The sequence below is a fragment of the Pseudomonas brassicacearum genome, from assembly GCF_003732225.1.
GTDB lineage: Bacteria > Pseudomonadota > Gammaproteobacteria > Pseudomonadales > Pseudomonadaceae > Aquipseudomonas > Aquipseudomonas brassicacearum_E.
Map to the genome: position 1 here is coordinate 132,328 of NZ_MOBJ01000012.1, position 22,279 is coordinate 154,606.

Genomic DNA, 22,279 nt, shown 5'->3' on the forward strand with positions numbered 1-22,279 from the left:
GATTATGAGTACTAATGTCATCAGCCTGGTGTCCATCGGCGCCCACCCGACCTCGGGCCGGCCACGCCGCGCCGAGCAGGATGCGCGGGCGGTTGAACTCGGTCTGCAACTGGCTGGGGATAACCTGCAAGTGCTGCATGCCGGTGATGTCGAGGAGCCTGCGCTGCGCGCTTATCTGGGCATGGGCCTGGAACAGCTGCATGTGCTGGAACAACCTCAGGGCGCCGATGCGCTGCCAGCGTTGACCGCTTATTTACGCGATGCCGGCGCGCAGGTCGTGCTGACCGGCAGTCAGGCGGAAACCGGTGAAGGCTCGGGCATGTTGCCGTTCCTGCTGGCGGAAAGCCTGGGCTGGCCGTTGGTGGTCGGGCTGGCGCAGGTCGAATCCATCGACGGCAATTCGGCCCTGGTGCTGCAAGCCTTGCCCCGTGGCCAGCGTCGACGTTTGAAAGTGCGCCTGCCGTTTCTCGCCACTGTGGATAACGCGGCGCCCAAGCCACGGCAAAGCGCCTTCGGCCCGGCCCGGCGCGGCGTGTTGCACGCGGAAGACGTTGAGATTATCGACGATGAATTGCTCGCGGTTGCAACGTTGCAACCGGCCAAGCCACGGCCAAAACGCTTGAAAGTGATCAAGGCCAAGAGCGGCGCCGACCGGATGAAAGCCGCAACGGCCAAGGCCAGCGGCGGCGGTGGGCAGGTGCTCAAAGGGGTGAGTGCCGAGGCCGGGGCTGAAGCGATTCTCAAGTTGCTGATTGAAGAAGGCGTGGTTCGCTAACGGTCCTGTGGAGCCCGGTAAATGGCAGTTGAATTTCGTTCGGCCCTGCGCACGGATGCGCGGGAGATTGCTCGCTTGTTTCAGATTTCATCAGAAGGTACCGCGGATTACATCTGGAGCCAGCTGGCGCAGCCCGGCCAGGACCTGCTGGATGCCGGTGCCAGTCGCTACGCCCGTGAAGACGTCGATTTCTCCTATCAAAACTGCGTGATCGCGCAGGCGGAGGGGAAGGTCATCGGCATGCTGCACAGCTACGCGATGCGATACGATCCGATCCGCTGGCAGCTCCGGTCACCGATCCGGTCCTGGCGCCGTATGCCAGGATGGAAATCCCCGACACCCTCTATATTTCGAGCCTGGCGCTGCATGAAGGCTGGCGCAATCAGGGCTTGGGCCAACAATTCCTCGCCTACGCTTACGACCGTGCCAACCAGCTGGGGCTCAATGGCTTGAGCCTGATCGACTATGCGGCGAACACCGGCGCCCGTCGGTTTTATGAGCGACATGGTTTCCGTGTCGTCGATACCTGCCAGATCACACCCCACCCGATGATTCGGGTCACGGGTGAAGCCTATTTGATGTATCGGCCTTAAGCATAAGAAAATCCCTGTGGGAGCGAGCTTGCTCGCGAAAGCGGTGGATCAGTCAACATCAATTTTGAATGTCAGTCCGTCTTCGCGAGCAAGCTCGCTCCCACAGTTGTTATGCATTTACCCACAATCCCTGTTAGCGCTTCTGTGGATAACATGTTCACCCCTCGCTGCACCCCATGCGCATCAAGCCCTGTAAGCCTTTGTACGAAAAACAACCAGCCTGACTCGTTGTTTTTCGAGCTTTTTTCAGTGGATAAGGGAATCGCTGATTCACGACTTGCCCCCAATCTCTGTTGGCGCTTCTGTGGATAAGATGTTCGCTGTCGGCTGTAAGCCATACAGATCGGGGCTTTCAAGCTTCTGGTTAATAACTGACCAAATGCCAGGTTTTGCCGTTCTTTTGTCGCTCAAACCCGCTAAATATGCAGCCTGGACGCGGTTTTCCACAAAGCAGGGTCGGTGCTGTGGAGTTGCCCCCAAAGTCTGTTGGCGCTTCTGTGGATAAGGTGTTCGCGATCCGCTGCAAGCTATACAAACCGTGGCTTACAGGGTTCTGGTCAAAAAACGCTCAATCGCTGCCAGAAACCCTGCTTCTGGATAAGTCACGGATTTTCTTCAGTTTCTGTGGAGAAAACTTTCAGTCTTTCCACAGTTGTCCCCATTTGCTGTGGGTGGAGGTGTGGATAACTTGTTCGTTGAAGGCTGCACGCCACGTTCCTTATAGGCTGGAACGCAATAGATCATATTTCGTACAGTTCTAAGATTTGGGGGAGAGTATCGAGGGGAGGGATGTGGTGACAGGTAGGCCGCCATCGCGAGCAAGCTCGCTCCCACATTGATTGATGTTGTTCCCAGCATTTGTGAACACCACCAATCCCCTGTGGGAGCGAGCTTGCTCGCGATGCTTTTGCTCTTAGCCGTGAACCGGCACGCCCTTGAGATAAGGCGCAGGCTCGGCCCCCAGGTTGCTCAGCAGACGCTCGCTGTACCAATCGACGAAGTTCACCACGCCGAACTCGTAGGTCTTGGAGTACGGGCCTGGCTGATACGCCGTGGAGTTGATCCCGCGCTGGTTCTCTTCGGCCAGACGACGGTCCTCGTTGTTGGTGGCATCCCAGACTTCGCGCATGCGGTCGACGTCATAATCCACACCTTCGACCGCGTCCTTGTGCACCAGCCATTTGGTGGTGACCATGGTCTCTTGCGCGCTGATCGGCCATACGGTGAACACAATGATGTGATCGCCCATGCAGTGGTTCCACGAGTGCGGCAGGTGCAGGATGCGCATCGAGCCCAGGTCCGGGTTCTGGATCCGGCCCATGAGTTTCTTGCAGGCTTGCTTGCCATCCAGGGTCATCGACACGGTGCCCTTGAGCAGCGGCATGCGCACGATGCGGTTACGCAGGCCGAAGCTTGCGTGTGCGTAAGGAATCTTCTCGGCTTCCCAGGCAGCGGCAGAGGCGGCTACGTGGTCCTTGAACGCCTGGTCGGCGCGTGGGTCGGTGACGTCGTCCCATTCCAGCAGGGTTTTCAGCAGTGCCGGGTGCGACGCGTTGCAGTGGTAGCACTCGCGGTTGTTTTCCAGCACCAGTTTCCAGTTGGCCTGTTCCACCAGGGTGGTTTGCACCGCCACCTTGGTGTTTTCCATGTCGTACGGTTCCATGTAATGGTTCAGTGTCGACAGGAAGTCATCGATGGCCGGCGGGTTTTCCGCGAGGCTGATAAAGATGTAGCCACCAGCGGTCTTCACGTGGACCGGTTTCAGGCCGTACTGCTTCATGTCGAAGTCGTCACCCATCTCGCTGCCGGCGAACAGCAGACGACCGTCAAGCTCGTAGGTCCACTGGTGGTAGTGGCAAACCAGTTTGGCGACTTTGCCCTTTTCGCTGGTGCACAGACGCGAACCACGGTGGCGGCAGACGTTATGGAAGGCATGAACCACGCCTTCGGCGCCGCGAATCACGATGATCGGGTTCTTGCCGATCTGCAGCGTCAGGTAGTTGCCCTTGGTCGGGATTTCGCAGGTCATGCCGGCGATCAGCCACTCTTTCTGGAAGATCTCCTGCATGTCGATATCAAACAACCGCTCATCAGAGTAGAACGGCTGTGGCAGCGAAAACGTACGCTCGCGCTCTTGCAGCATCTGCGCGGTGGCCTTGCGTGCGGGTTCCAGTGGATCGCCCAAGCTCAGGGTAGTGGTGACGTCCATCGTTTAAGTCCTCATGGCCATCTGTGTGGCCGGCGAATAGTGGCTGTATGGCCCGTGTAACGGGATTGTACGGTCAAGTCCGGCGCCTGAAGTCCTGATCCTGCGTTGCCGCTCCTCGCCATAGCGGGCTATGACTCGTCGCGGCGCCTTGGCTCAGAACTTCATGCATCCGGGCTTGCTCCGTACAACCCCGTGACACTGGCCACGGTTGCTACGCAAGGCAGAAAACAGCGTTTATCTGTTGAAGCGAGTGTGGGGCCGGCGCGGGCCAGAACCTTATCCATGGGCGACATGGCCCAATCTGTTCCCGACGCTCAACCCCCGGTGGTTGTGGGCTGGTCGCGATAAGCATGTGAATGTCGCAGATAGGTAAATGGGCAATCTGCGCTATACGCAGAATCGGCAACATGAGGCCGACAGTCGGCCGTGGAGATCAGCATGTCCAATAGCTTCCTGAACCCAGTAACCACCCAGACCTGGGCCAATGGTCGGCACATTGTCCGTTGCGTCAAAGTCATCCAGGAAACCTGGGACGTGCGGACCTTCTGCTTCATGGCCGACCAGCCGATCATGTTCTTCTTCAAGCCGGGGCAGTTCGTCACCCTGGAGCTGGAAATCGACGGCGTGCCGATCATGCGCTCGTACACCATTTCCAGCTCGCCGTCGGTGCCTTACAGCTTTTCGGTAACCATCAAGCGCGTACCGGGCGGCAAGGTCTCCAACTGGTTGCACGACACCCTGCACGAAGGCCAGGAGCTGGCGGTGCACGGGCCGGTCGGGCTGTTCAACGCGATGGATTTCACCGCACCGAAAGTGCTCTATCTCAGCGGTGGCGTCGGGATCACGCCGGTCATGTCCATGGCCCGCTGGTTCTACGACACCAACGGCAACGTCGACATGGTGTTTATCCACAGCGCCCGTTCGCCGAAAGACATCATCTATCATCGCGAGCTGGAGCACATGGCGTCGCGGATCGATAACTTCAGCCTGCACCTGATCTGCGAGAAGCATGGTCTGGGTGAGCCCTGGGCCGGTTATCGCGGTTACCTGAACCACAAAATGCTGGAATTGATGGCGCCGGACTTCCTTGAGCGCGAAGTGTTCTGCTGCGGCCCGACGCCTTACATGCACGCGGTCAAACGCCTGCTGGAAGCCGCTGGTTTCGACATGACGCGGTATCACGAGGAATCCTTCGGTGCTACACCGCCCGAGGCCCGCGCCGATGCGGTGGAGCAAGCCGAACAAGCGGCCGATGCGCCGGAAATCGACGTGGCGGATCTGCATCAGGTGGAATTCACCGCGTCCGGCAAAAGCATCCGCGTGGCGCCGGGCGAAACCGTTCACGCCGCTGCAGCCAAGCTTGGGCTGCTGATTCCGAAAGCCTGCGGTATGGGCATCTGCGGGACGTGCAAGGTAATGAAGCTGGGTGGCGAGGTCGAAATGGAGCACAACGGCGGGATCACCGAAGAAGACGAAGCCGAGGGTTACATCCTGTCGTGCTGCAGCGTGCCGAAGGGCGATGTGCGCATCGAGTTCTAGCACGGTCGAATCGACCACTATCTTTGATAGCTGCCGAATAACCACGTAGGAGCTGCCGAAGGCTGCGATCTTTTGATTTTGATTTTGATTTTTAAGATCAAAAGATCGTCCGAACGCGGCCCGAACCTTCGGCAGCTCCTACGGGGTCAGGCTCAGGCGGTCATGACCTCGCGAATATCCGCCGCCAGTTCCCGCACGCGCTCTACCTCGGTATCCCACGAGCACATGAAGCGGGCGCCGCCTTTGCCGATGAAGGTGTAGAAACGCCAGCTCTTGGCGGTCAGTGCGGCGACGGCCGATTCCGACAGTTGCAGGAACACGCCGTTGGCTTGCACCGGGAACATCAGTTCAACACCTGGAATGTCGCTCACCAGCTCGGCCAGCAACTGTGCGCAGTAGTTGGCATGGCGGGCGTGTTTGAGCCAGGCGTCGTTTTCCAGCAGGCCGACCCACGGTGCCGAGAGAAAACGCATTTTCGAAGCCAGTTGCCCGGCCTGTTTGCAGCGGTAGTCGAAGTCTTCAGCGAGTTTCTGGTTGAAAAACAGAATCGCCTCGCCCACCGCCATGCCGTTTTTCGTCCCGCCGAAGCACAACACGTCAACGCCGGCTTTCCAGGTCAGGTCGGCGGGCGAGCAATTGAGGAACGCGCAGGCGTTGGAGAAGCGCGCGCCGTCCATGTGCAGGTTCAGGCCCAGCTCTTTGCAGGTGGCGCTGATGGCGCGGATTTCTTCCGGGGTGTAGATGCTGCCGACTTCGGTGGCCTGGGTCAGGGTCACGACGCGCGGTTTCGGGTAGTGAATGTCCTGGCGCTTGAGGGCGATTTCGCGGATCGATTCCGGGGTCAGCTTGCCGTTTTCAGTGCGTGCGATCAGCAGCTTGGAGCCGTTGGAGAAGAACTCCGGCGCGCCGCATTCGTCGGTTTCGACGTGGGCGGTTTCCGAGCAGATTACGCTGTGGTAGCTCTGGCATAGCGACGACAGCGCCAGCGAGTTGGCCGCGGTGCCGTTGAAGGCAAAGAACACTTCGCAGTCGGTTTCGAACAGTTTGCGGAAATCGTCCGAGGCGCGTGCGGTCCACTCGTCGTCGCCGTAGGCACGTTGATGGCCATGATTGGCCTGTTCCATGGCGGCCCAGGCTTCCGGGCAGATACCGGAATAGTTGTCACTGGCAAATTGTTGGCTCTTGTCGGTCATGGCCGGCTCCGTGGTCGATGATGGTGCGCACTGTACCCAAGATGGACGGGGGAGCACACGCGATGTGTCTGTCAGAAAAATACAAAGACGTCAGGCAATTATGCACAGGACTACACGCAACGGTGTGTTGAACCTGCGTAGGAGCTGCCGCAGGCTGCGATCTTTTGATCTTGATTCTGCGGTGCCTGCGATATCGCCAGAAGATCGCAGCCTTCGGCAGCTCCTACGCCGAGCACGCCGGGTGTGTCGCGAGCGCCGGTCAGTGGTCGCTCTTTGGGCGTATGTCGTAAACGCACCTTTGCGTGGCGTCCATAGGCATTTGACCTGTCTGCGCCGGCCATACCATCGCATCCAAAGGGCACTGCCGAAAGGTACGTGCCTCACCGAGACGAAAGGCGCACAAGCCGCCGCTGGGAGAGACGCGATGTTCAGCAAGCAAGACCAGATCAAGGGTTACGACGATGCACTGCTGGCGGCGATGAATGCCGAAGAGCTGCGCCAGGAAGATCACATCGAGCTGATCGCGTCAGAGAACTACACCAGCAAGCGTGTCATGGAAGCGCAAGGCAGTGGCCTGACCAACAAATACGCCGAAGGCTATCCGGGCAAGCGCTACTACGGCGGCTGCGAGCACGTCGACAAAGTCGAAGCGCTGGCCATCGAACGCGCCAAACTGCTGTTCGGCGCCGATTACGCCAACGTCCAGCCGCACTCCGGCTCGTCGGCCAACAGCGCCGTTTACCTGGCCCTGCTGCAAGCCGGCGACACCATTCTCGGCATGAGCCTGGCCCATGGCGGTCACCTGACCCACGGCGCCAAGGTGTCGTCCTCCGGCAAGCTGTACAACGCCGTGCAGTACGGCATCGACACCAAAACCGGCCTGATCGACTACGACGAAGTCGAGCGTCTGGCCGTCGAATGCAAGCCGAAGATGATCGTCGCCGGCTTCTCGGCTTACTCCAAGACTCTGGACTTCCCACGTTTTCGTCAGATCGCCGACAAGGTGGGTGCGCTGCTGTTCGTCGACATGGCGCACGTTGCCGGTCTGGTCGCTGCCGGCCTGTACCCGAACCCGCTGCCGTATGCCGACGTGGTGACCACCACCACCCACAAGACCCTGCGCGGTCCGCGTGGCGGCCTGATCCTGGCCAAGGCTAACGAAGAAATTGAGAAAAAGCTCAACGCGGCAGTCTTCCCCGGTGCCCAGGGCGGCCCGCTGATGCACGTGATCGCCGGTAAGGCGGTGTGCTTCAAGGAAGCGCTGGAGCCTGGTTTCAAGGTCTATCAGCAGCAAGTGATCGACAACGCACAGGCGATGGCCGGCGTTTTCATCAAACGTGGCTACGATGTAGTGTCCGGCGGTACTGACAACCACCTGTTCCTGGTGAGCCTGATCCGTCAGGGCCTGACTGGTAAGGAAGCCGACGCCGCCTTGGGTCGTGCCCACATCACCGTGAACAAGAACGCCGTACCGAACGATCCACAATCGCCGTTTGTCACCTCGGGCCTGCGTATCGGCACCCCGGCGGTCACCACTCGCGGCTTTAAGGTTACCCAGTGCGTTGAACTGGCCGGCTGGATCTGCGACATCCTCGACAACCTCGGCGACGCCGATGTCGAGGCCAATGTTGCCAAGCATGTGGCAGCCCTGTGCGCGGACTTCCCGGTTTATCGCTGAGCGCGGTTTTGGAGTAAATGACTATGCAACGCTACTCAGGCTTCGGCCTCTTCAAACACTCCCTCAGCCACCACGAAAACTGGCAGCGGATGTGGCGCACGCCGACTCCGAAAAAAGTCTACGACGTAGTCATCGTCGGCGGCGGCGGGCATGGTCTGGCGACCGCCTACTACCTGGCCAAGGAACACGGCATCACTAACGTGGCCGTGGTCGAAAAAGGCTGGCTGGGCGGCGGTAACACCGCGCGCAACACCACCATTGTGCGTTCCAACTACCTGTGGGACGAGTCGGCGCACCTGTACGAGCACGCGATGAAACTCTGGGAAGGTCTGTCCCAGGACCTGAACTACAACGTGATGTTCTCCCAGCGTGGCGTCTACAACCTGTGCCACACCCTGCAGGACATCCGTGATTCCGAGCGTCGGGTCAGCGCCAACCGCCTCAACGGCGTCGATGGCGAGCTGCTCACCGCTCAACAAGTGGCTGACGAGATTCCGTACCTCGACTGCTCGAAAAACACTCGCTACCCGGTGATGGGCGCTACCGTTCAGCGTCGCGGCGGCGTGGCCCGTCACGATGCCGTGGCCTGGGGCTTTGCCCGTGCGGCCGATGCCTTGGGCGTGGACCTGATCCAGCAGACCGAAGTGATCGGTTTCCGCAAGGAAAACGGCGTGTGCATCGGTGTTGAAACCAACAAGGGCTTCATCGGCGCCAAGCGTGTCGGCGTGGTCACGGCCGGTAACTCCGGGCACATGGCCAAACTGGCCGGTTTCCGTCTGCCGATCGAATCGCACCCGCTGCAAGCGCTGGTGTCCGAGCCGATCAAGCCGATTATCGACAGCGTGATCATGTCCAACGCCGTGCACGGTTACATCAGCCAGTCCGACAAGGGCGACCTGGTGATCGGCGCTGGTATCGACGGCTACAACGGCTACGGCCAGCGCGGTTCGTACCCGGTGATCGAGCACACCATCCAGGCCATCGTCGAGATGTTCCCGGTGTTGTCCCGCGTACGCATGAACCGTCAGTGGGGCGGCATCGTCGACACCACGCCGGATGCGTGCCCGATCATTTCCAAAACTCCGGTGCCGAACATGTTCTTCAACTGCGGTTGGGGTACCGGTGGTTTCAAAGCGACACCGGGCTCGGGCAACGTGTTTGCCGCCAGCCTGGCCAAGGGTGAAATGCACCCGTTGGCGGCACCTTTCTCCATCGACCGTTTCCACAACGGTGCGCTGATCGATGAACATGGCGCTGCTGCGGTCGCCCACTAACAAAGGCCTCATGAAAACTACTGCGCTCGGCAATACTGCGTTAAAAACAGGCTCGAAATGCTCACTTAGTAAACTAAGCTCCGCTTTCTCCCCTGTTTTTGCCTTGTCTTGCCTTCGCTCGTTACGTTTTCAAGCGGCTTGAGAGGAGAAATCCCTATGTTGCATATCTTCTGTCCTCACTGCGGCGAGCTGCGCTCCGAAGAGGAATTCCACGCATCCGGCCAGGCGCATATCCCGCGCCCACTGGACCCGAACACCTGCACCGACGAGGAGTGGGGCGACTACATGTTCTTCCGCGATAACCCTCGTGGCTTGCACCATGAACTGTGGGATCACGTCGCCGGTTGCCGTCAGTATTTCAACGTCACCCGTGACACCGTGACCTACGAGATTCTCGAAACCTACAAGATCGGCACCAAGCCACAGTTCACCGACAAGACTGAAAGTCCGAAAGCGGCCGCGCAGGCTCTGGGAGCGAAGGTATGAGCCAGATCAATCGCCTGTCCAACGGTGGACGGATCGACCGCAACAAAGTCCTGAGCTTCAGCTTCAACGGCCAGATCTACAAAGGCTTTGAAGGTGACTCCCTGGCCGCTGCATTGCTGGCCAACGGTGTCGACATCATCGGTCGCAGCTTCAAGTATTCGCGTCCTCGCGGGATCTTCGCCGCCGGTGCCGAAGAACCGAACGCGGTGCTGCAGATCGGTGCCACCGAAGCCACGCAAATTCCTAACGTACGCGCCACCCAACAGGCGCTGTACCAGGGGCTCGTCGCCACCAGCACCAACGGCTGGCCGAGCGTGAACAACGACATGATGGGGATTCTCGGCAAGGTCGGCGGCAAGCTGATGCCACCGGGTTTCTACTACAAAACCTTCATGTACCCGCAATCGTTCTGGATGACCTACGAGAAGTACATTCGTAAGGCCGCAGGTCTTGGTCGTTCGCCGACCGAAAACGATCCGGACACCTACGACTACATGAACCAGCACTGCGACGTGCTGATCGTCGGCGGTGGCCCGGCCGGTCTGGCGGCTGCCCTGGCGGCTGCGCGCAGCGGTGCCCGAGTGATTCTGGCCGATGAGCAGGAAGAGTTCGGCGGCAGCCTTCTCGATTCCCGTGAAAGCCTCGACGGCAAACCGGCGACCGAATGGGTTGCCAGCGTGATCGCTGAGCTCAAAGGCTTGCCGGACGTGCTGCTGTTGCCTCGTGCGACCGTCAACGGTTACCACGACCACAACTTCCTGACCATCCACGAACGCCTCACCGATCACCTCGGCGACCGCGCACCGATTGGCCAGGTTCGTCAGCGTATTCACCGGGTTCGCGCCAAGCGCGTAGTACTGGCAACCGGCGCTCACGAGCGTCCGCTGGTCTATGGCAATAACGACGTGCCGGGCAACATGCTCGCCGGTGCAGTCTCGACTTACGTGCGCCGTTACGGCGTCGCGCCGGGCAAAAAACTGGTGCTGTCGACCAACAACGATCACGCCTACCGCGTGGCGCTGGACTGGCTCGACGCCAGCCTGCAAGTGGTGGCCATCGCCGATGCGCGGAGTAATCCACGCGGTGCGCTGGTAGAAGAAGCGCGGGCCAAAGGCATCCGTATTCTGACCGGCAGTGCAGTCATCGAAGCACGCGGCAGCAAGCGCGTAACCGCCGCTCGCGTTGCAGCGATCGACGTTAAAGCACACACCGTCACCAGCCCTGGCGAATGGCTTGAATGCGATCTGGTTGCCAGCTCCGGCGGCTACAGCCCGGTGGTTCACCTGGCGTCGCACTTGGGCGGCAAACCGATCTGGCGTGAAGACATCCTCGGGTTCATCCCGGGCGAAGCACCACAAAAACGCGTGTGCGTTGGCGGCATCAATGGCGTCTATAGCCTCGGCGACTCTCTGGCTGACGGTTTTGAAGGCGGCGTGCGCGCTGCCAGCGAAGCCGGCTTCAAAGCGGTCGAAGGCGTACTGCCAAAAGCTCTGAGCCGTCTGGAAGAGCCGACTCTGGCGCTGTTCCAGGTGCCACATGAAAAGGCCACCGCACGGGCGCCGAAGCAATTCGTCGACTTGCAGAACGACGTCACCGCTGCCGCCATCGAACTGGCGACCCGCGAGGGCTTCGAGTCGGTCGAGCACGTCAAGCGCTACACCGCGCTGGGCTTCGGCACCGATCAGGGCAAGCTCGGCAACGTCAACGGTCTGGCCATCGCCGCCCGTTCGCTGAACGTGACCATCCCGCAGATGGGCACCACCATGTTCCGCCCGAACTACACGCCGGTGACTTTCGGCGCGGTAGCCGGTCGTCACTGTGGGCACATCTTCGAGCCAGTGCGCTACACCGCACTGCACGCCTGGCACGTGAAAAACGGCGCCGAGTTCGAAGACGTCGGTCAGTGGAAACGTCCTTGGTACTTTCCGAAAAACGGTGAAGACCTGCATGCCGCGGTGAAACGCGAATGCCTGGCCGTGCGTGAAAGCGTAGGTCTGCTGGATGCCTCGACACTCGGCAAGATCGACATTCAAGGTCCGGATGCGCGTGAGTTCCTCAACCGCGTCTACACCAACGCCTGGACCAAGCTCGATGTGGGCAAGGCTCGTTACGGCCTGATGTGTAAAGAAGACGGGATGGTTTTCGACGACGGCGTCACCGCATGCCTCGCCGACAACCACTTCGTGATGACCACCACCACCGGCGGCGCTGCACGCGTGCTGCAATGGCTGGAAATCTATCACCAGACCGAATGGCCAGACCTGAAGGTGTACTTCACCTCGGTCACCGACCACTGGGCGACCATGACGCTGTCCGGGCCGAACAGCCGCAAGCTGCTCAGCGAAGTCACCGACATCGATCTGGACAGGGACGGCTTCCCGTTCATGACCTGGAAAGAAGGTCTGGTGGGCGGTGTGCCGGCGCGGGTGTTCCGGATCTCGTTTACCGGTGAGCTGTCGTACGAAGTCAACGTGCAGGCCGACTACGCCATGGGCGTCCTGGAAAAAATCGTCGAGGCTGGCAAGAAGTACAACCTGACGCCGTACGGCACTGAAACCATGCACGTCCTGCGGGCCGAGAAGGGTTTCATCATCGTCGGCCAGGACACTGACAGCTCGATGACCCCGGACGACCTGAACATGGGCTGGTGCGTCGGTCGCACCAAACCGTTCTCGTGGATCGGCTGGCGTGGCATGAACCGCGAAGACTGTGTGCGTGATCAGCGCAAACAGTTGGTCGGCCTCAAGCCGATCGACCCGACCAAATGGCTGCCGGAAGGTGCGCAACTGGTGTTCAACACCAAGCAAGCGATCCCGATGAGCATGGTCGGTCACGTGACCTCCAGCTACGCCCACAACTCCCTCGGCTATTCGTTTGCCATGGGTGTGGTCAAAGGCGGCTTGAAGCGCCTCGGCGAGCGCGTGTTCGCGCCGTTGGCCGACGGCAGCGTGATCGAAGCGGAAATCGTTTCTTCGGTGTTCTTCGATCCGAAAGGTGATCGCCAGAACATTTGATGGCCTCGGGTCCTGTGGGGTGGCAGCTGCACCGCGTTGACTGCATCGCGAGCAAGCTCGCTCCCACAGGAGATCGCGTAACCCTTGTGGGAGCGAGCTTGCTCGCGATGGCGGCAGAGTTGCCACCACCAGGGCCGGAACCAACAGAATTGAAGACAGGTGCTTTATGACCACAGCCAACGTTTACCAACAGCGCCCAACCACTGGGGCAAAGGCCGAGTCGTCGCTGCACCACGCGGGCCTGCAAAGCCTGGTGGGCAAGGGCCGTAAAAACGCCGGTGTCACCGTGCGTGAGAAAAAACTCCTGGGTCACCTGACCATTCGTGGCGATGCTCACAACCCGGCGTTCGCCGCTGGCGTGCACAAGGCCCTGGGCCTGGAACTGCCAGTCGCCCTGACCGTGGTCGCCAAAGGCGAAACCAGCCTGCAATGGATGGGCCCGGACGAGTGGCTGCTGATCGTGCCGAGCGGTGAAGAGTTCGCCGCCGAGAAAAAACTGCGCGAAGCGCTGGGCGATCTGCACATCTCCATCGTCAACGTCAGCGGCGGTCAGCAGATTCTTGAACTGAGCGGCCCGAAAGTCCGCGAAGTGCTGATGAAGTCCACCAGCTACGACGTGCACCCCAACAATTTTCCGGTGGGCAAAGCGGTGGGCACGGTGTTCGCCAAGTCGCAACTGGTGATCCGCCATACCGCTGAAGACACCTGGGAACTGCTGATCCGCCGCAGCTTCTCGGATTACTGGTGGCTGTGGTTGCAGGATGCCGCGGCTGAGTATGGCCTTAGCGTTCAGGCTTGATTTTTTGAGGCTTGCACATGTCCTGTAGCAGCTGCCGAAGGCTGCGTTCGGCGGCGCAGCCGCCGCAATTCGGGCACCCCGGTTTTGATTCGGAATCGGGGATTCAGGCTTTACGACGGCTTCGCCGCCGGACGTAGCCTTCGGCAACTGCTACGAGAGCTGCGTCACCCACGAACAGGAGTCACCGCATTATGAGCCGCGCCCCAGATACATGGATTTTGACCGCCGATTGCCCAAGCGTTTTGGGCACGGTGGATGCGGTGACCCGTTTTCTGTTCGAACAGGGTTGCTACGTCACTGAGCACCACTCCTTCGATGATCGGCTTTCGGGCCGCTTCTTCATTCGTGTGGAGTTCCGTCAGCCTGATGCCTTCGACGAACAGGCGTTTCGCGCAGGTCTGGCCGAACGGACCGACGCGTTCGGCATGGTTTTCGAACTGACGCCGCCGCACCACCGGCCAAAAGTGGTGATCATGGTCTCCAAGGCCGATCACTGCCTCAACGACTTGCTCTATCGCCAGCGCATCGGCCAATTGTCGATGGACGTGGTGGCGGTGGTGTCCAACCACCCGGACCTCAAGCCGCTGGCCGACTGGCACGGGATTCCCTATTACCACTTCCCGCTCGACCCGAACGACAAACCTGCGCAAGAGCGGCAGGTCTGGCAGGTGATCGAAGAGTCCGGTGCAGAGCTGGTGGTGCTTGCACGCTACATGCAAGTGCTGTCGCCGGAGCTGTGCCGCAAGCTCGACGGTAAAGCGATCAATATCCATCACTCGTTGCTGCCCGGTTTCAAAGGTGCCAAGCCGTATCACCAGGCCTACAACAAGGGCGTGAAACTGGTGGGCGCCACGGCGCACTACATCAACAACGACCTCGACGAAGGCCCGATCATTGCCCAAGGCGTGGAAGCGGTGGATCACAGCCATTACCCCGAAGACCTGATTGCCAAAGGTCGGGATATCGAAGGGCTGACGTTGGCCCGGGCGGTGGGTTATCACATTGAACGGCGGGTGTTTCTCAACGCCAATCGCACTGTCGTTCTTTAGATTGTCATCGCGAGCAAGCTCGCTCCCACAGTGGATTCAGGGTGTGACTGAGATCCGTGTATGACACAAAACCCTGTGGGAGCGAGCTTGCTCGCGATGGCGGCATAACAGACAACGCAAGACACACAGGCAATAAACCCGAGCAATCAACGCGCCGCCGACCCCTGGCGACGCGACCGCTACATAAAAACAACAGCGAGGTGAAAGCATGTCTGGTAATCGTGGTGTGGTGTATCTCGGCAATGGCCAGGTCGAAGTACAGAAAATCGACTATCCCAAAATGCAGGACCCGCGCGGCAGGAAGATCGAACACGGTGTCATCCTGCGTGTGGTATCCACCAATATCTGTGGTTCCGACCAGCACATGGTGCGTGGCCGTACCACGGCCCAGACCGGTCTGGTGCTGGGTCACGAGATCACCGGTGAAGTGATCGAGAAGGGCAGCGATGTCGAAAACCTGAAAATCGGTGATCTGGTATCCGTGCCGTTCAACGTTGCTTGCGGGCGCTGCCGTTCCTGCAAAGAGATGCACACCGGTGTCTGCCTGAGCGTTAACCCGGCGCGTCCGGGCGGTGCCTATGGTTATGTCGATATGGGTGACTGGACCGGCGGCCAGGCCGAATACGCGATGGTGCCGTATGCCGACTTCAACCTGTTGAAACTGCCGGATCGCGACCGGGCCATGGAAAAAATCCGTGACCTGACCTGCCTCTCGGACATTCTGCCGACTGGTTACCACGGCGCTGTCACTGCGGGTGTTGGCCCGGGTAGCACTGTTTACATTGCTGGCGCGGGTCCGGTTGGTCTGGCAGCTGCCGCTTCCGCTCGTCTGCTGGGCGCGGCAGTGGTGATCATCGGTGACGTTAACCCGATCCGTCTGGCGCACGCCAAGGCTCAGGGTTTTGAAATTGCCGACCTGTCGACAGACACCCCGCTGCACGAACAGATCGCCGCGTTGTTGGGCGAACCGGAAGTCGACTGTGCCGTCGACGCCGTGGGCTTCGAAGCCCGTGGTCACGGCCATGACGGCGTGAAACACGAAGCACCGGCTACCGTACTCAACTCGCTGATGGGCGTGGTTCGCGTTGCCGGCAAAATCGGTATCCCTGGCCTGTACGTTACTGAAGATCCGGGTGCAGTCGATGCGGCCGCGAAAATGGGCAGTCTGAGCATCCGCTTCGGTCTGGGCTGGGCCAAATCCCACAGCTTCCACACCGGCCAGACCCCGGTCATGAAGTACAACCGCCAGCTGATGCAGGCGATCATGTGGGACCGCATCAAGATTGCCGATATCGTTGGCGTCGAAGTCATCAGCCTCGACGACGCGCCACGTGGTTACGGCGAATTCGACGCCGGTGTACCGAAGAAGTTTGTGATCGATCCGCACAAGTTGTTTAGTGCGGCGTAAGTTATTGAGTTGATATAAAAAAGCGATCTTTTCAGGTGTGTAGGTAGCGCTCTGCCAAGGTCGCTTTTTATTGCGGCGGATTATCATCATTCATGATGGGGAATAGCCGCTAATGCCATTGTTCTGGATCATCGACCACTTCAATGTTGACCGCGAAGTACTGGCCGTCCTTTTCTTCGAGGTCATAAGTTACCGTTTGCCCGACTTTTATTACCGGTCCGCCGTCTTCGACTGAGTTGATCCGAAAAAAAATTTCCCGGCCATCCACGTGGGCAGAAATCATGCCGATGCAGCCTTTGGACGAGTCATTGCGCTCTATCGGTTGCTTCTTCATCGCCCATCTCCCATAAAAATGGCCCACGCTCACTATCAGGCAGCGCAGGCCTTGTCGAACATTCAGGAACCCGGAGGGTGCCGTTTCATTCGGGTCGTACCTTTGCTGCCTGCATCCCCTTTTGTCCTTTCTCTGATTCGAAGGACACTTTCTGGCCCTCTTTCAGAGATTTGAAACCATCACCTTCTATCGATTTGAAGTGCACGAAAAGGTCGTCACCTCCACCATTCGGTGTAATGAACCCAAAGCCCTTTTCATCGTTGAACCACTTGACCGTACCGTCCTGTCTATCTGCCATTTTCATACTTCCCACGTGCTCAATAACCGATGGGGTGTGAGCATTGGTTTGCCTGCTCACTCCCCGTTCCCGATGTTACGAAAAACATCGTGAGCGCATCACGGGCGGGCGCCAACTGTCAGATCTGACAGTTGTTTATACGAATTAGAAATGAATGTTTCATTTGAGCGGATGGAGGGGAATAAAGCCTGAAAGACGACGGATTCATTGGAATGTTTTATGGCCATGAAAAGATTGCAGGTTACGCCAGCCCGTCGGCGGCGGGATGTGACGCAGAGCGTCACGGGCGGCATTCCCACGCGGGAGCGTGGGAATGATCAGGGTAGGGCGGTGGGTTTAGGGGGTGGGGTTGGCGCGCAAGCGGCGGCCGATCACGTCGAGCAGGTCGCAGCCGTCGCGCAGCGGAATGGCCAGCAGTTGGGCGAAGTCGTGGAGCACCACGGCATCGCTGCTGATCTCATCGCGAAAGGCGATGTTCTCCAGCAACTGGGTGACGGTACGGATGCGGTAGGCGGCAGTTTCGTGGAGCACGTCCAGCGGGGCTTCGGTGTCGATGAGCAGGGATGCGCGATTGCAGTCGACGCCGGTGATGGGCATGTAGCGGTTCATAGGTAAAACTCCATCCAGATTGAAGAGGGCTACCACTCGATCGTCGCCAAACGAACGGGTGACAGCTGTACGCAGGTTGGCGAACCGGGGATGGATACCGGCAGACCCGAAGGTCTCCCGCGCACAGCTGCCATAACGCAGCCTTGCGGGTGCAAAAACGTCTGCAAGCAAGCACAGAGCTTTTGCATCACATCCTCCGGGTCGCCAAACCCGAATCGCCATGTGGGCGACGGGCGGACTATAAGCGCCATTCACGGGAGCGGCAAGGAGGGGCTTTCCCAAATGGATGTCGGACTAAACTGGACGGTCCTACAGCGCGTTATGTGTAGCAGCTGGCGTAGCCTGCGTTCGGCGACGCAGTCGTCGTAAACCCTGCCAACTCAATGTGCCTGACTCAACGCGTTGCATGGTTTTACGACTGCTTCGCCGAACGCAGGCTACGCCAGCTGCTACGGATTGCGTACCCTCAACATTGATGTTGAATGAGCTACCGCCATCGCGAGCAGGCTCGCTCCCACAGGTTTTGTACCTTGATTCAGAGTCCCGCTAACGCCCCCTGATACAACACCGGCCCGGTCGGTTGTCCGGTCGGCGAACCACCTTCAGGCTCCAGGCTGACCGCCAGTGCTATCGGTTTACCCAGCAGCGCATGCTGTTCGTCGCTCAACGCGACCCGGCCTTTACCGCCCGCCGGGATCACGCCCAGGGAGATCGGTTTGCCATCCGCTGGAACCGCCCACAACTCGAGGCTGTGTCCGGGGTCGACGGCGGCCAGGGTCAACGGTTCTATTTGCAGATAATCGTCGTGAGCCTTGATCCTCAGGGCAGGCTGCGCGCTGGCGCTGAGCAAGGTTGCGCTGTACTGGGCACTGTCGCGGTTGTAGAGAATGCCCAGCGTCACTGCCACCAGCAGCGAGCAGACCGCCACCGTCACGCGCAGCCAGTTCCAGAACGGACGTTTGGCCGGCACATGCAGTTCTTGTGGCTCGATGCGGGCGTTGATGGCGCTCCACACCCGGTCGGGCACGGGCACTTCGACCAAGGGTTCGTTGAGGCTGGCCAGGCTTTCCTGCCACTTGGCGAGTTCAGCGCGCAGTTCGGTGTCGTCCAGCAGCAGCTGTTCGAAGCGTCGGCGAGCGGCGGCGGGCATCAGGCCAATAGCGTAGTCGGCGGCGAGGGCGCGGCGCAGGCGTCTGTTTTGATAGTTCATGATTCAAGGCACCTGCGCAGGCGCTCCATGCCACGGCGAATCCAGGATTTTACCGAGCCCAGGGGCGCCGCCAGATGGTCGGCCAGTTCAGCGCAGGACAAACCCTGAAAGTAGGCCACGGTGATCGATTGACGCTGCATGCCTTCGAGGGTGTCCAGGCAGCGCTTCAGCGCGCGGGCTTCGCGATCGTTGCTGAGTAACTCTTGAGCCGAGGGCGCTTCGTCGACCAGCGCCTGTTCTTCCGGTTCGCTGAGGCGCCGGTCGCGGTGTTTGCGTAACTGGTCGATGGCCTGATTACGGGTGATGTTGATCATCCAGGTCATCGGCGCCGACAAATGCGCCTGATAACGCGAGGCGTTGTTCCAGATGCGCACGAAGCTTTCCTGCAGCACTTCTTCAGCGAGGTCGCTGCGCCCCATGAAGCGCAGCGCCACGCCGTGCAGGCGCGGTGCAACGCTGCGGTAGAGCGTCTCGAATGCATGGCGGTCGCCCAGTGAACATTGGGCGAGTAGCTGTCTGAGCGGTTCGGTGTCAGCGGTGGAAATGACCGTTCTCCAGATAATGTCGGTCGGCATGCGGCGCCGGTTGCAGGCAGAGGTTAGTTCACGGTGCGCAGTTGTTCCATTCACGGCGACAGACCTCAAGCCAACGCCGATCCCGATACATAGGTCACGGCCAGGAATGTCTGCCCGTGCTTGATATACGCAGCCAGATACACAGTGGATGCAGCGCAGGAAAAATATTTCTGAATTGGATTTCAGACGGCCGGTGCGGTGCACAATGGCCGGGAACAATTAGTGTCACGACCAGTCAAACGGCTGGTTTCCACCACCTGATTGCAGGTGGCTTTCAGGGTTCAGGAGTTAGTTTCGATGAAGATTTCACGCGGTTTTGCTTTGGCTTCGCTCATGACCCTGGCGACCAGCCCGGTCTTCGCCGCCGGCTTCAGCCTGAACGATGTAGCGGGTGCCGTGTCCGGCATGCAGGGCGGCGACAATACGGCTGCCGCAGCACCGACTTCACAAACAGCCGGCTTGCTGAGCGCGCTGAGTGCGCTGGACGTGACCCCGGAACAGGCCATCGGTGGCACGGGTGCCATGCTGGGATTGGCGAAAAACCAGTTGAGTTCGACCGACTATTCACAATTGACCAAAGACGCGCCGGGGCTGGGCATGCTGTCGGGCAACGGTGGTCTGGGTATGCTTGGCGGACTGCTCGGTGGCTCGTCCGGCAAGTCGTCGCCTCTGGACAGCGCCTTGGGCAACCTGGACAACGTGAAGAACACCAATGACCTGAACAGCGCCTTCAGTGCGCTGGGCATGGACGGCGGCATGGTCGGCCAGTTTGCCCCGATCCTGCTGCAATACCTCGGTCAGCAGGGTGTCGGCGGTTCGCTACTCAATAGCCTCGGCGGGATTTGGGGCGCCGGCGGCTGATTCAGCCCGCTCGGCGCGCAACGCGTCGATGCGTGAGTCCTTCTCGGTCCAGAGCTGGTTGACCCAGCTCTGGACGCTCTGGCGAAACGCCGGATCGTTTTCGTAATCGCCCTGCCACAACGCCGGATCAAGTTCACGGGTCTTGATGTCGATGATCACCCGCGGCACCGCGCCGCTGATCAAATCCCAGAAGCCCGGAATCTTCGCCTGTGGATAAACCACGGTCACATCGAGCACCGCATCCAGCTGCTCACCCAGCGCCGCCAAGACAAACGCCACGCCGCCCGCCTTGGGCTTGAGCAAATGCTTGAACGGCGATTGCTGTTCGGTGCGTTTGACCGGCGTGAAACGAGTGCCTTCCAGGTAATTGACCACGCTCACCGGTTGGCGCTTGAACAGCTCGCAGGCGGTTTTGGTGATCTCCAGATCCTTGCCGTGCAACTCCGGGTGCCGGGCCAGAAAGGCTTTGCTGTAGCGCTTCATGAACGGGTAATCCAGTGCCCACCAGGCCAGGCCCAGCAACGGCACCCAGATCAGCTCTTTCTTCAGGAAGAACTTGAAGAACGGCGTGCGCCGGTTGAGGGTCTGGATCAACGCCGGGATGTCGACCCAGGACAGGTGGTTGCTGATCACCAGATACGAAGTGTCGATCCGCAGGCCTTCACCTCCGCGAATGTCCCATTGCGTGGGGATGCACAGGGCGAAAATCAGCTTGTCGATCTCGGCCCAGGTTTCGGCAATCCACATCACCGCCGCGCTGGCGTAATCGCGAAAACGTCCGGGCAGGAGCAGTTTGAGCAGGGCAAACACCATCAGCGGGCCGAACAGGACCAGGGTGTTGAGTAACAGCAGCAAGGTGACGAAACAGCCGGTGAGCAGGCGGCGCATAAATAACTCTTGAAAGCGTTTGGGCGCGCAATGATAAGCAGCTTCGGCCCGGAGGCCAAATCCGGGTGGCTGACGAATGTTTCACTTGTCTCGGGGTATGTTCGTTTCCTTAAGATTTTGTTGACCCGCAAAAGATCGCAGCCTGCGGCAGCTCCTACAAGGTTGCGACCTTTTGATCTTCAACGATACCGAACGAATTCAAAGGCAACGGTCTAAAATTCCGCTGTCCCTCTTCCGAAGGAAAACCATTACGTGAAATCCGTCCTTGCACTGCTTTCCCTTCTGGCCCTGCCGGTTATGGCTGCCGAGCCGACCCTGTATGGCCGTTACGAATACATCAAGCTGCCGGAAATCGGTGGCCAGGTCCTCAAGGCCAAGATGGACACCGGTGCGCTGACGGCTTCCCTGTCGGCCAAGGACATCGAAACCTTCACCCGCGATGGCGAAGACTGGGTGCGCTTCCGCCTGGGCACCAAGGATGCAAGCAACAAGGTTTTCGAACACAAGATCTCACGGATCAGCAAAATCAAAAGCCGCGCCGACGAAGACGACGAGAAGAATGTGGCCGATGTGGCGAAGCGCCCGGTGATTGATCTGGAGCTGTGCCTGGGCAGTATCAAGCGCACGGTCGAGGTCAACCTGACCGACCGCAGCAGTTTCAATTACCCGCTGCTGATCGGTGCCAAGGCCTTGCGTGAGTTCGGTGCGGCGGTGAACCCGGCCAGACGCTTCGTCGCGGAAAAACCTGACTGCTGATTTGCGCGACTACCGCAAATTCAAACCGGCGGCTGAGTCGCGAGCATCGACGGCCGCAGGCTTACTTCGGTAAACCAGGCGCTGAGTTGCGGATGGGTCTTGCGCCATTCCAGGTCCGGGTGGCGGAAATCCAGATAACCCAAGGCGCAGGCAACGCTGATGGCGGCGACGTCGAAATGGCTGGTCAGCTCGGCGATGGCGTCGGCTTCCAGCACCGCCAAGGCACGGCGGATCTTCTCGCGCTGGGCGTCGAGCCACTGATCCCAGTGTTTCTCCGGGGCGCGCAGGGCGAGTTCGTAACGGATCATCACCGAGGCGTCCATGATCCCGTCGGCCAGCGCGGCCAGGGTCAGGCGCCGCCAGCGTGCCGAGCCTTCGCGAGGGATCAGCGGGTTGCCGACGTGCTGCTGGTCGAGGTAATCGAGGATCACCCGGCTGTCGTACAACACGTTGCCGTCGGCCAGGCGCAGCGCCGGAATCTTGCCCAGCGGGTTGTCCTGGTTCAACGTGGCGTCCGGGCTGACCGGGGTCAGTTGGCTGTGTTGCAGCGTCACGCGGTCCAGTTGACCGGTTTCATGCAGCAGCACCATCACTTTGCGCACGTAAGGCGAGGCAGGGTTGTGGAACAAGGTCATGCTGGGGGCGGACATGGACATTCCTCGGCTGTAATTGGAGTGCAAGGCTTAGCCTAGTAAGTTCCGGTTCGGCTGGCGAGGGTTTAGTGGTGCCCA

Annotated in this window: 20 protein-coding genes and 1 pseudogene; 12 read left to right on the plus strand and 9 right to left on the minus strand. The window is 59.8% G+C overall.

Annotated elements, in window-relative coordinates; genetic code table 11:
- Positions 1–4: 4 nt before the first annotated feature.
- Together etfB and BK659_RS18990 are read left to right on the plus strand one after the other, a co-directional pair.
- Positions 5–775: an electron transfer flavoprotein subunit beta gene (gene etfB / locus BK659_RS18985; RefSeq protein ID WP_123426512.1), complete on the plus strand. Its 771-nt coding sequence runs from the start codon at positions 5–7 to the stop codon at positions 773–775.
- A gap of 21 nt (positions 776–796) precedes the next feature.
- A pseudogene (locus BK659_RS18990) lies at positions 797–1,368 on the plus strand (GNAT family N-acetyltransferase).
- A 913-nt stretch (positions 1,369–2,281) separates the two neighbouring features.
- On the opposite strand, the gene gbcA reads toward BK659_RS18990, so the two are convergent.
- Entirely contained in the window at positions 2,282–3,577 is a 1,296-nt protein-coding gene (gene gbcA / locus BK659_RS19000; protein WP_123426514.1) for a glycine-betaine demethylase subunit GbcA, read from the minus strand.
- A gap of 438 nt (positions 3,578–4,015) precedes the next feature.
- On the opposite strand from gbcA, the gene gbcB reads away from it, so the two are divergent.
- The gene (gene gbcB / locus BK659_RS19010; protein ID WP_123426516.1) at positions 4,016–5,116 is read left to right on the plus strand and encodes a glycine-betaine demethylase subunit GbcB; all 1,101 of its coding nucleotides are present in this window, start codon (positions 4,016–4,018) and stop codon (positions 5,114–5,116) included.
- A 152-nt stretch (positions 5,117–5,268) separates the two neighbouring features.
- On the opposite strand, the gene BK659_RS19015 is transcribed toward gbcB, so the two are convergent.
- Complete coding sequence (locus BK659_RS19015; protein ID WP_123426517.1) at positions 5,269–6,309, minus strand: threonine aldolase family protein; 1,041 nt, start codon at positions 6,307–6,309, stop codon at positions 5,269–5,271.
- 424 nt (positions 6,310–6,733) lie between these two features.
- Between BK659_RS19015 and glyA the strand changes: the two genes are divergently transcribed.
- The 7 genes from glyA (at position 6,734) to fdhA (ending at position 16,017) form a co-directional block, all read left to right on the plus strand.
- Positions 6,734–7,987, plus strand: coding sequence for a serine hydroxymethyltransferase (gene glyA / locus BK659_RS19020; RefSeq protein WP_123426518.1), 1,254 nt, complete (start codon positions 6,734–6,736; stop codon positions 7,985–7,987).
- A gap of 23 nt (positions 7,988–8,010) precedes the next feature.
- The gene (locus BK659_RS19025; RefSeq protein ID WP_071553033.1) at positions 8,011–9,261 is read left to right on the plus strand and encodes a sarcosine oxidase subunit beta; all 1,251 of its coding nucleotides are present in this window, start codon (positions 8,011–8,013) and stop codon (positions 9,259–9,261) included.
- A 156-nt stretch (positions 9,262–9,417) separates the two neighbouring features.
- Complete coding sequence (locus tag BK659_RS19030) at positions 9,418–9,747, plus strand: sarcosine oxidase subunit delta (RefSeq protein ID WP_123426519.1); 330 nt, start codon at positions 9,418–9,420, stop codon at positions 9,745–9,747.
- Complete coding sequence (locus BK659_RS19035; RefSeq protein WP_123426520.1) at positions 9,744–12,761, plus strand: sarcosine oxidase subunit alpha; 3,018 nt, start codon at positions 9,744–9,746, stop codon at positions 12,759–12,761. Before BK659_RS19030 ends, BK659_RS19035 begins: the two co-directional genes overlap by 4 nt.
- A 166-nt stretch (positions 12,762–12,927) precedes the next feature.
- Complete coding sequence (locus BK659_RS19040; protein WP_019693990.1) at positions 12,928–13,560, plus strand: sarcosine oxidase subunit gamma; 633 nt, start codon at positions 12,928–12,930, stop codon at positions 13,558–13,560.
- A gap of 191 nt (positions 13,561–13,751) precedes the next feature.
- Positions 13,752–14,609 (plus strand): formyltetrahydrofolate deformylase, encoded by an 858-nt coding sequence (gene purU / locus BK659_RS19045; RefSeq protein WP_123426521.1) that lies wholly within the window; start codon positions 13,752–13,754, stop codon positions 14,607–14,609.
- A gap of 208 nt (positions 14,610–14,817) precedes the next feature.
- Entirely contained in the window at positions 14,818–16,017 is a 1,200-nt protein-coding gene (fdhA, locus tag BK659_RS19050; RefSeq protein WP_123426522.1) for a formaldehyde dehydrogenase, glutathione-independent, read from the plus strand.
- Positions 16,018–16,126: 109 nt separating this feature from the next.
- Here the strand turns inward: fdhA and BK659_RS19055 are convergent, their stop codons facing one another.
- From BK659_RS19055 to BK659_RS19075, 5 genes are all read right to left on the minus strand, one after another.
- Complete coding sequence (locus BK659_RS19055; protein ID WP_123426523.1) at positions 16,127–16,351, minus strand: hypothetical protein; 225 nt, start codon at positions 16,349–16,351, stop codon at positions 16,127–16,129.
- Between the two features lie 85 nt (positions 16,352–16,436).
- Positions 16,437–16,649 carry a cold-shock protein gene (locus tag BK659_RS19060; protein WP_123426563.1) on the minus strand — a complete coding sequence of 71 codons (213 nt, stop codon included), beginning with the start codon at positions 16,647–16,649 and terminating at the stop codon, positions 16,437–16,439.
- A 336-nt stretch (positions 16,650–16,985) separates the two neighbouring features.
- Complete coding sequence (locus BK659_RS19065; protein WP_123426524.1) at positions 16,986–17,258, minus strand: hypothetical protein; 273 nt, start codon at positions 17,256–17,258, stop codon at positions 16,986–16,988.
- A 535-nt stretch (positions 17,259–17,793) separates the two neighbouring features.
- Positions 17,794–18,468: an anti-sigma factor gene (locus tag BK659_RS19070; RefSeq protein WP_123426525.1), complete on the minus strand. Its 675-nt coding sequence runs from the start codon at positions 18,466–18,468 to the stop codon at positions 17,794–17,796.
- A complete protein-coding gene (locus BK659_RS19075; protein WP_123426526.1) occupies positions 18,465–19,097 on the minus strand; it encodes a sigma-70 family RNA polymerase sigma factor in 633 nt (210 codons plus the stop codon). The genes BK659_RS19070 and BK659_RS19075 overlap by 4 nt, the downstream gene beginning before the upstream one ends.
- A gap of 243 nt (positions 19,098–19,340) precedes the next feature.
- Between BK659_RS19075 and BK659_RS19080 the strand changes: the two genes are divergently transcribed.
- Complete coding sequence (locus tag BK659_RS19080; protein ID WP_123426527.1) at positions 19,341–19,904, plus strand: DUF2780 domain-containing protein; 564 nt, start codon at positions 19,341–19,343, stop codon at positions 19,902–19,904.
- Here the strand turns inward: BK659_RS19080 and BK659_RS19085 are convergent.
- The gene (locus tag BK659_RS19085) at positions 19,863–20,792 is read right to left on the minus strand and encodes an acyltransferase (RefSeq protein ID WP_123426528.1); all 930 of its coding nucleotides are present in this window, start codon (positions 20,790–20,792) and stop codon (positions 19,863–19,865) included. The two genes, BK659_RS19080 and BK659_RS19085, sit on opposite strands and share 42 nt — an antisense overlap.
- Before the next feature lie 252 nt (positions 20,793–21,044).
- Here BK659_RS19085 and rloA2 point away from each other — a divergent pair, with 252 nt between their 5' ends.
- Positions 21,045–21,548 (plus strand): retropepsin-like aspartic peptidase RloA2, encoded by a 504-nt coding sequence (gene rloA2, locus BK659_RS19090; RefSeq protein ID WP_123426529.1) that lies wholly within the window; start codon positions 21,045–21,047, stop codon positions 21,546–21,548.
- Positions 21,549–21,568: 20 nt separating this feature from the next.
- Here the strand turns inward: rloA2 and BK659_RS19095 are convergent, their stop codons facing one another.
- Complete coding sequence (locus BK659_RS19095) at positions 21,569–22,198, minus strand: glutathione S-transferase (RefSeq protein ID WP_123426530.1); 630 nt, start codon at positions 22,196–22,198, stop codon at positions 21,569–21,571.
- Between the last annotated feature and the right edge of the window lie 81 nt (positions 22,199–22,279).

What these genes read in the sequence shown, in the direction of transcription:
- gbcB (WP_123426516.1), top strand. Translation starts at nt 4,016, where the DNA reads ATGTCCAATAGCTTCCTGAACCCAGTAACCACCCAGACCTGGGCCAAT.
- BK659_RS19070 (WP_123426525.1), bottom strand. Translation starts at nt 18,468, where the DNA reads ATGAACTATCAAAACAGACGCCTGCGCCGCGCCCTCGCCGCCGACTAC.
- BK659_RS19030 (WP_123426519.1), top strand. Translation starts at nt 9,418, where the DNA reads ATGTTGCATATCTTCTGTCCTCACTGCGGCGAGCTGCGCTCCGAAGAG.
- BK659_RS19055 (WP_123426523.1), bottom strand. Translation starts at nt 16,351, where the DNA reads ATGAAGAAGCAACCGATAGAGCGCAATGACTCGTCCAAAGGCTGCATC.
- fdhA (WP_123426522.1), top strand. Translation starts at nt 14,818, where the DNA reads ATGTCTGGTAATCGTGGTGTGGTGTATCTCGGCAATGGCCAGGTCGAA.
- gbcA (WP_123426514.1), bottom strand. Translation starts at nt 3,577, where the DNA reads ATGGACGTCACCACTACCCTGAGCTTGGGCGATCCACTGGAACCCGCA.
- BK659_RS19040 (WP_019693990.1), top strand. Translation starts at nt 12,928, where the DNA reads ATGACCACAGCCAACGTTTACCAACAGCGCCCAACCACTGGGGCAAAG.
- BK659_RS19035 (WP_123426520.1), top strand. Translation starts at nt 9,744, where the DNA reads ATGAGCCAGATCAATCGCCTGTCCAACGGTGGACGGATCGACCGCAAC.
- BK659_RS19080 (WP_123426527.1), top strand. Translation starts at nt 19,341, where the DNA reads ATGAAGATTTCACGCGGTTTTGCTTTGGCTTCGCTCATGACCCTGGCG.
- purU (WP_123426521.1), top strand. Translation starts at nt 13,752, where the DNA reads ATGAGCCGCGCCCCAGATACATGGATTTTGACCGCCGATTGCCCAAGC.
- BK659_RS19060 (WP_123426563.1), bottom strand. Translation starts at nt 16,649, where the DNA reads ATGGCAGATAGACAGGACGGTACGGTCAAGTGGTTCAACGATGAAAAG.
- glyA (WP_123426518.1), top strand. Translation starts at nt 6,734, where the DNA reads ATGTTCAGCAAGCAAGACCAGATCAAGGGTTACGACGATGCACTGCTG.
- BK659_RS19065 (WP_123426524.1), bottom strand. Translation starts at nt 17,258, where the DNA reads ATGAACCGCTACATGCCCATCACCGGCGTCGACTGCAATCGCGCATCC.
- etfB (WP_123426512.1), top strand. Translation starts at nt 5, where the DNA reads ATGAGTACTAATGTCATCAGCCTGGTGTCCATCGGCGCCCACCCGACC.
- BK659_RS19085 (WP_123426528.1), bottom strand. Translation starts at nt 20,792, where the DNA reads ATGCGCCGCCTGCTCACCGGCTGTTTCGTCACCTTGCTGCTGTTACTC.
- BK659_RS19095 (WP_123426530.1), bottom strand. Translation starts at nt 22,198, where the DNA reads ATGTCCGCCCCCAGCATGACCTTGTTCCACAACCCTGCCTCGCCTTAC.
- BK659_RS19015 (WP_123426517.1), bottom strand. Translation starts at nt 6,309, where the DNA reads ATGACCGACAAGAGCCAACAATTTGCCAGTGACAACTATTCCGGTATC.
- BK659_RS19025 (WP_071553033.1), top strand. Translation starts at nt 8,011, where the DNA reads ATGCAACGCTACTCAGGCTTCGGCCTCTTCAAACACTCCCTCAGCCAC.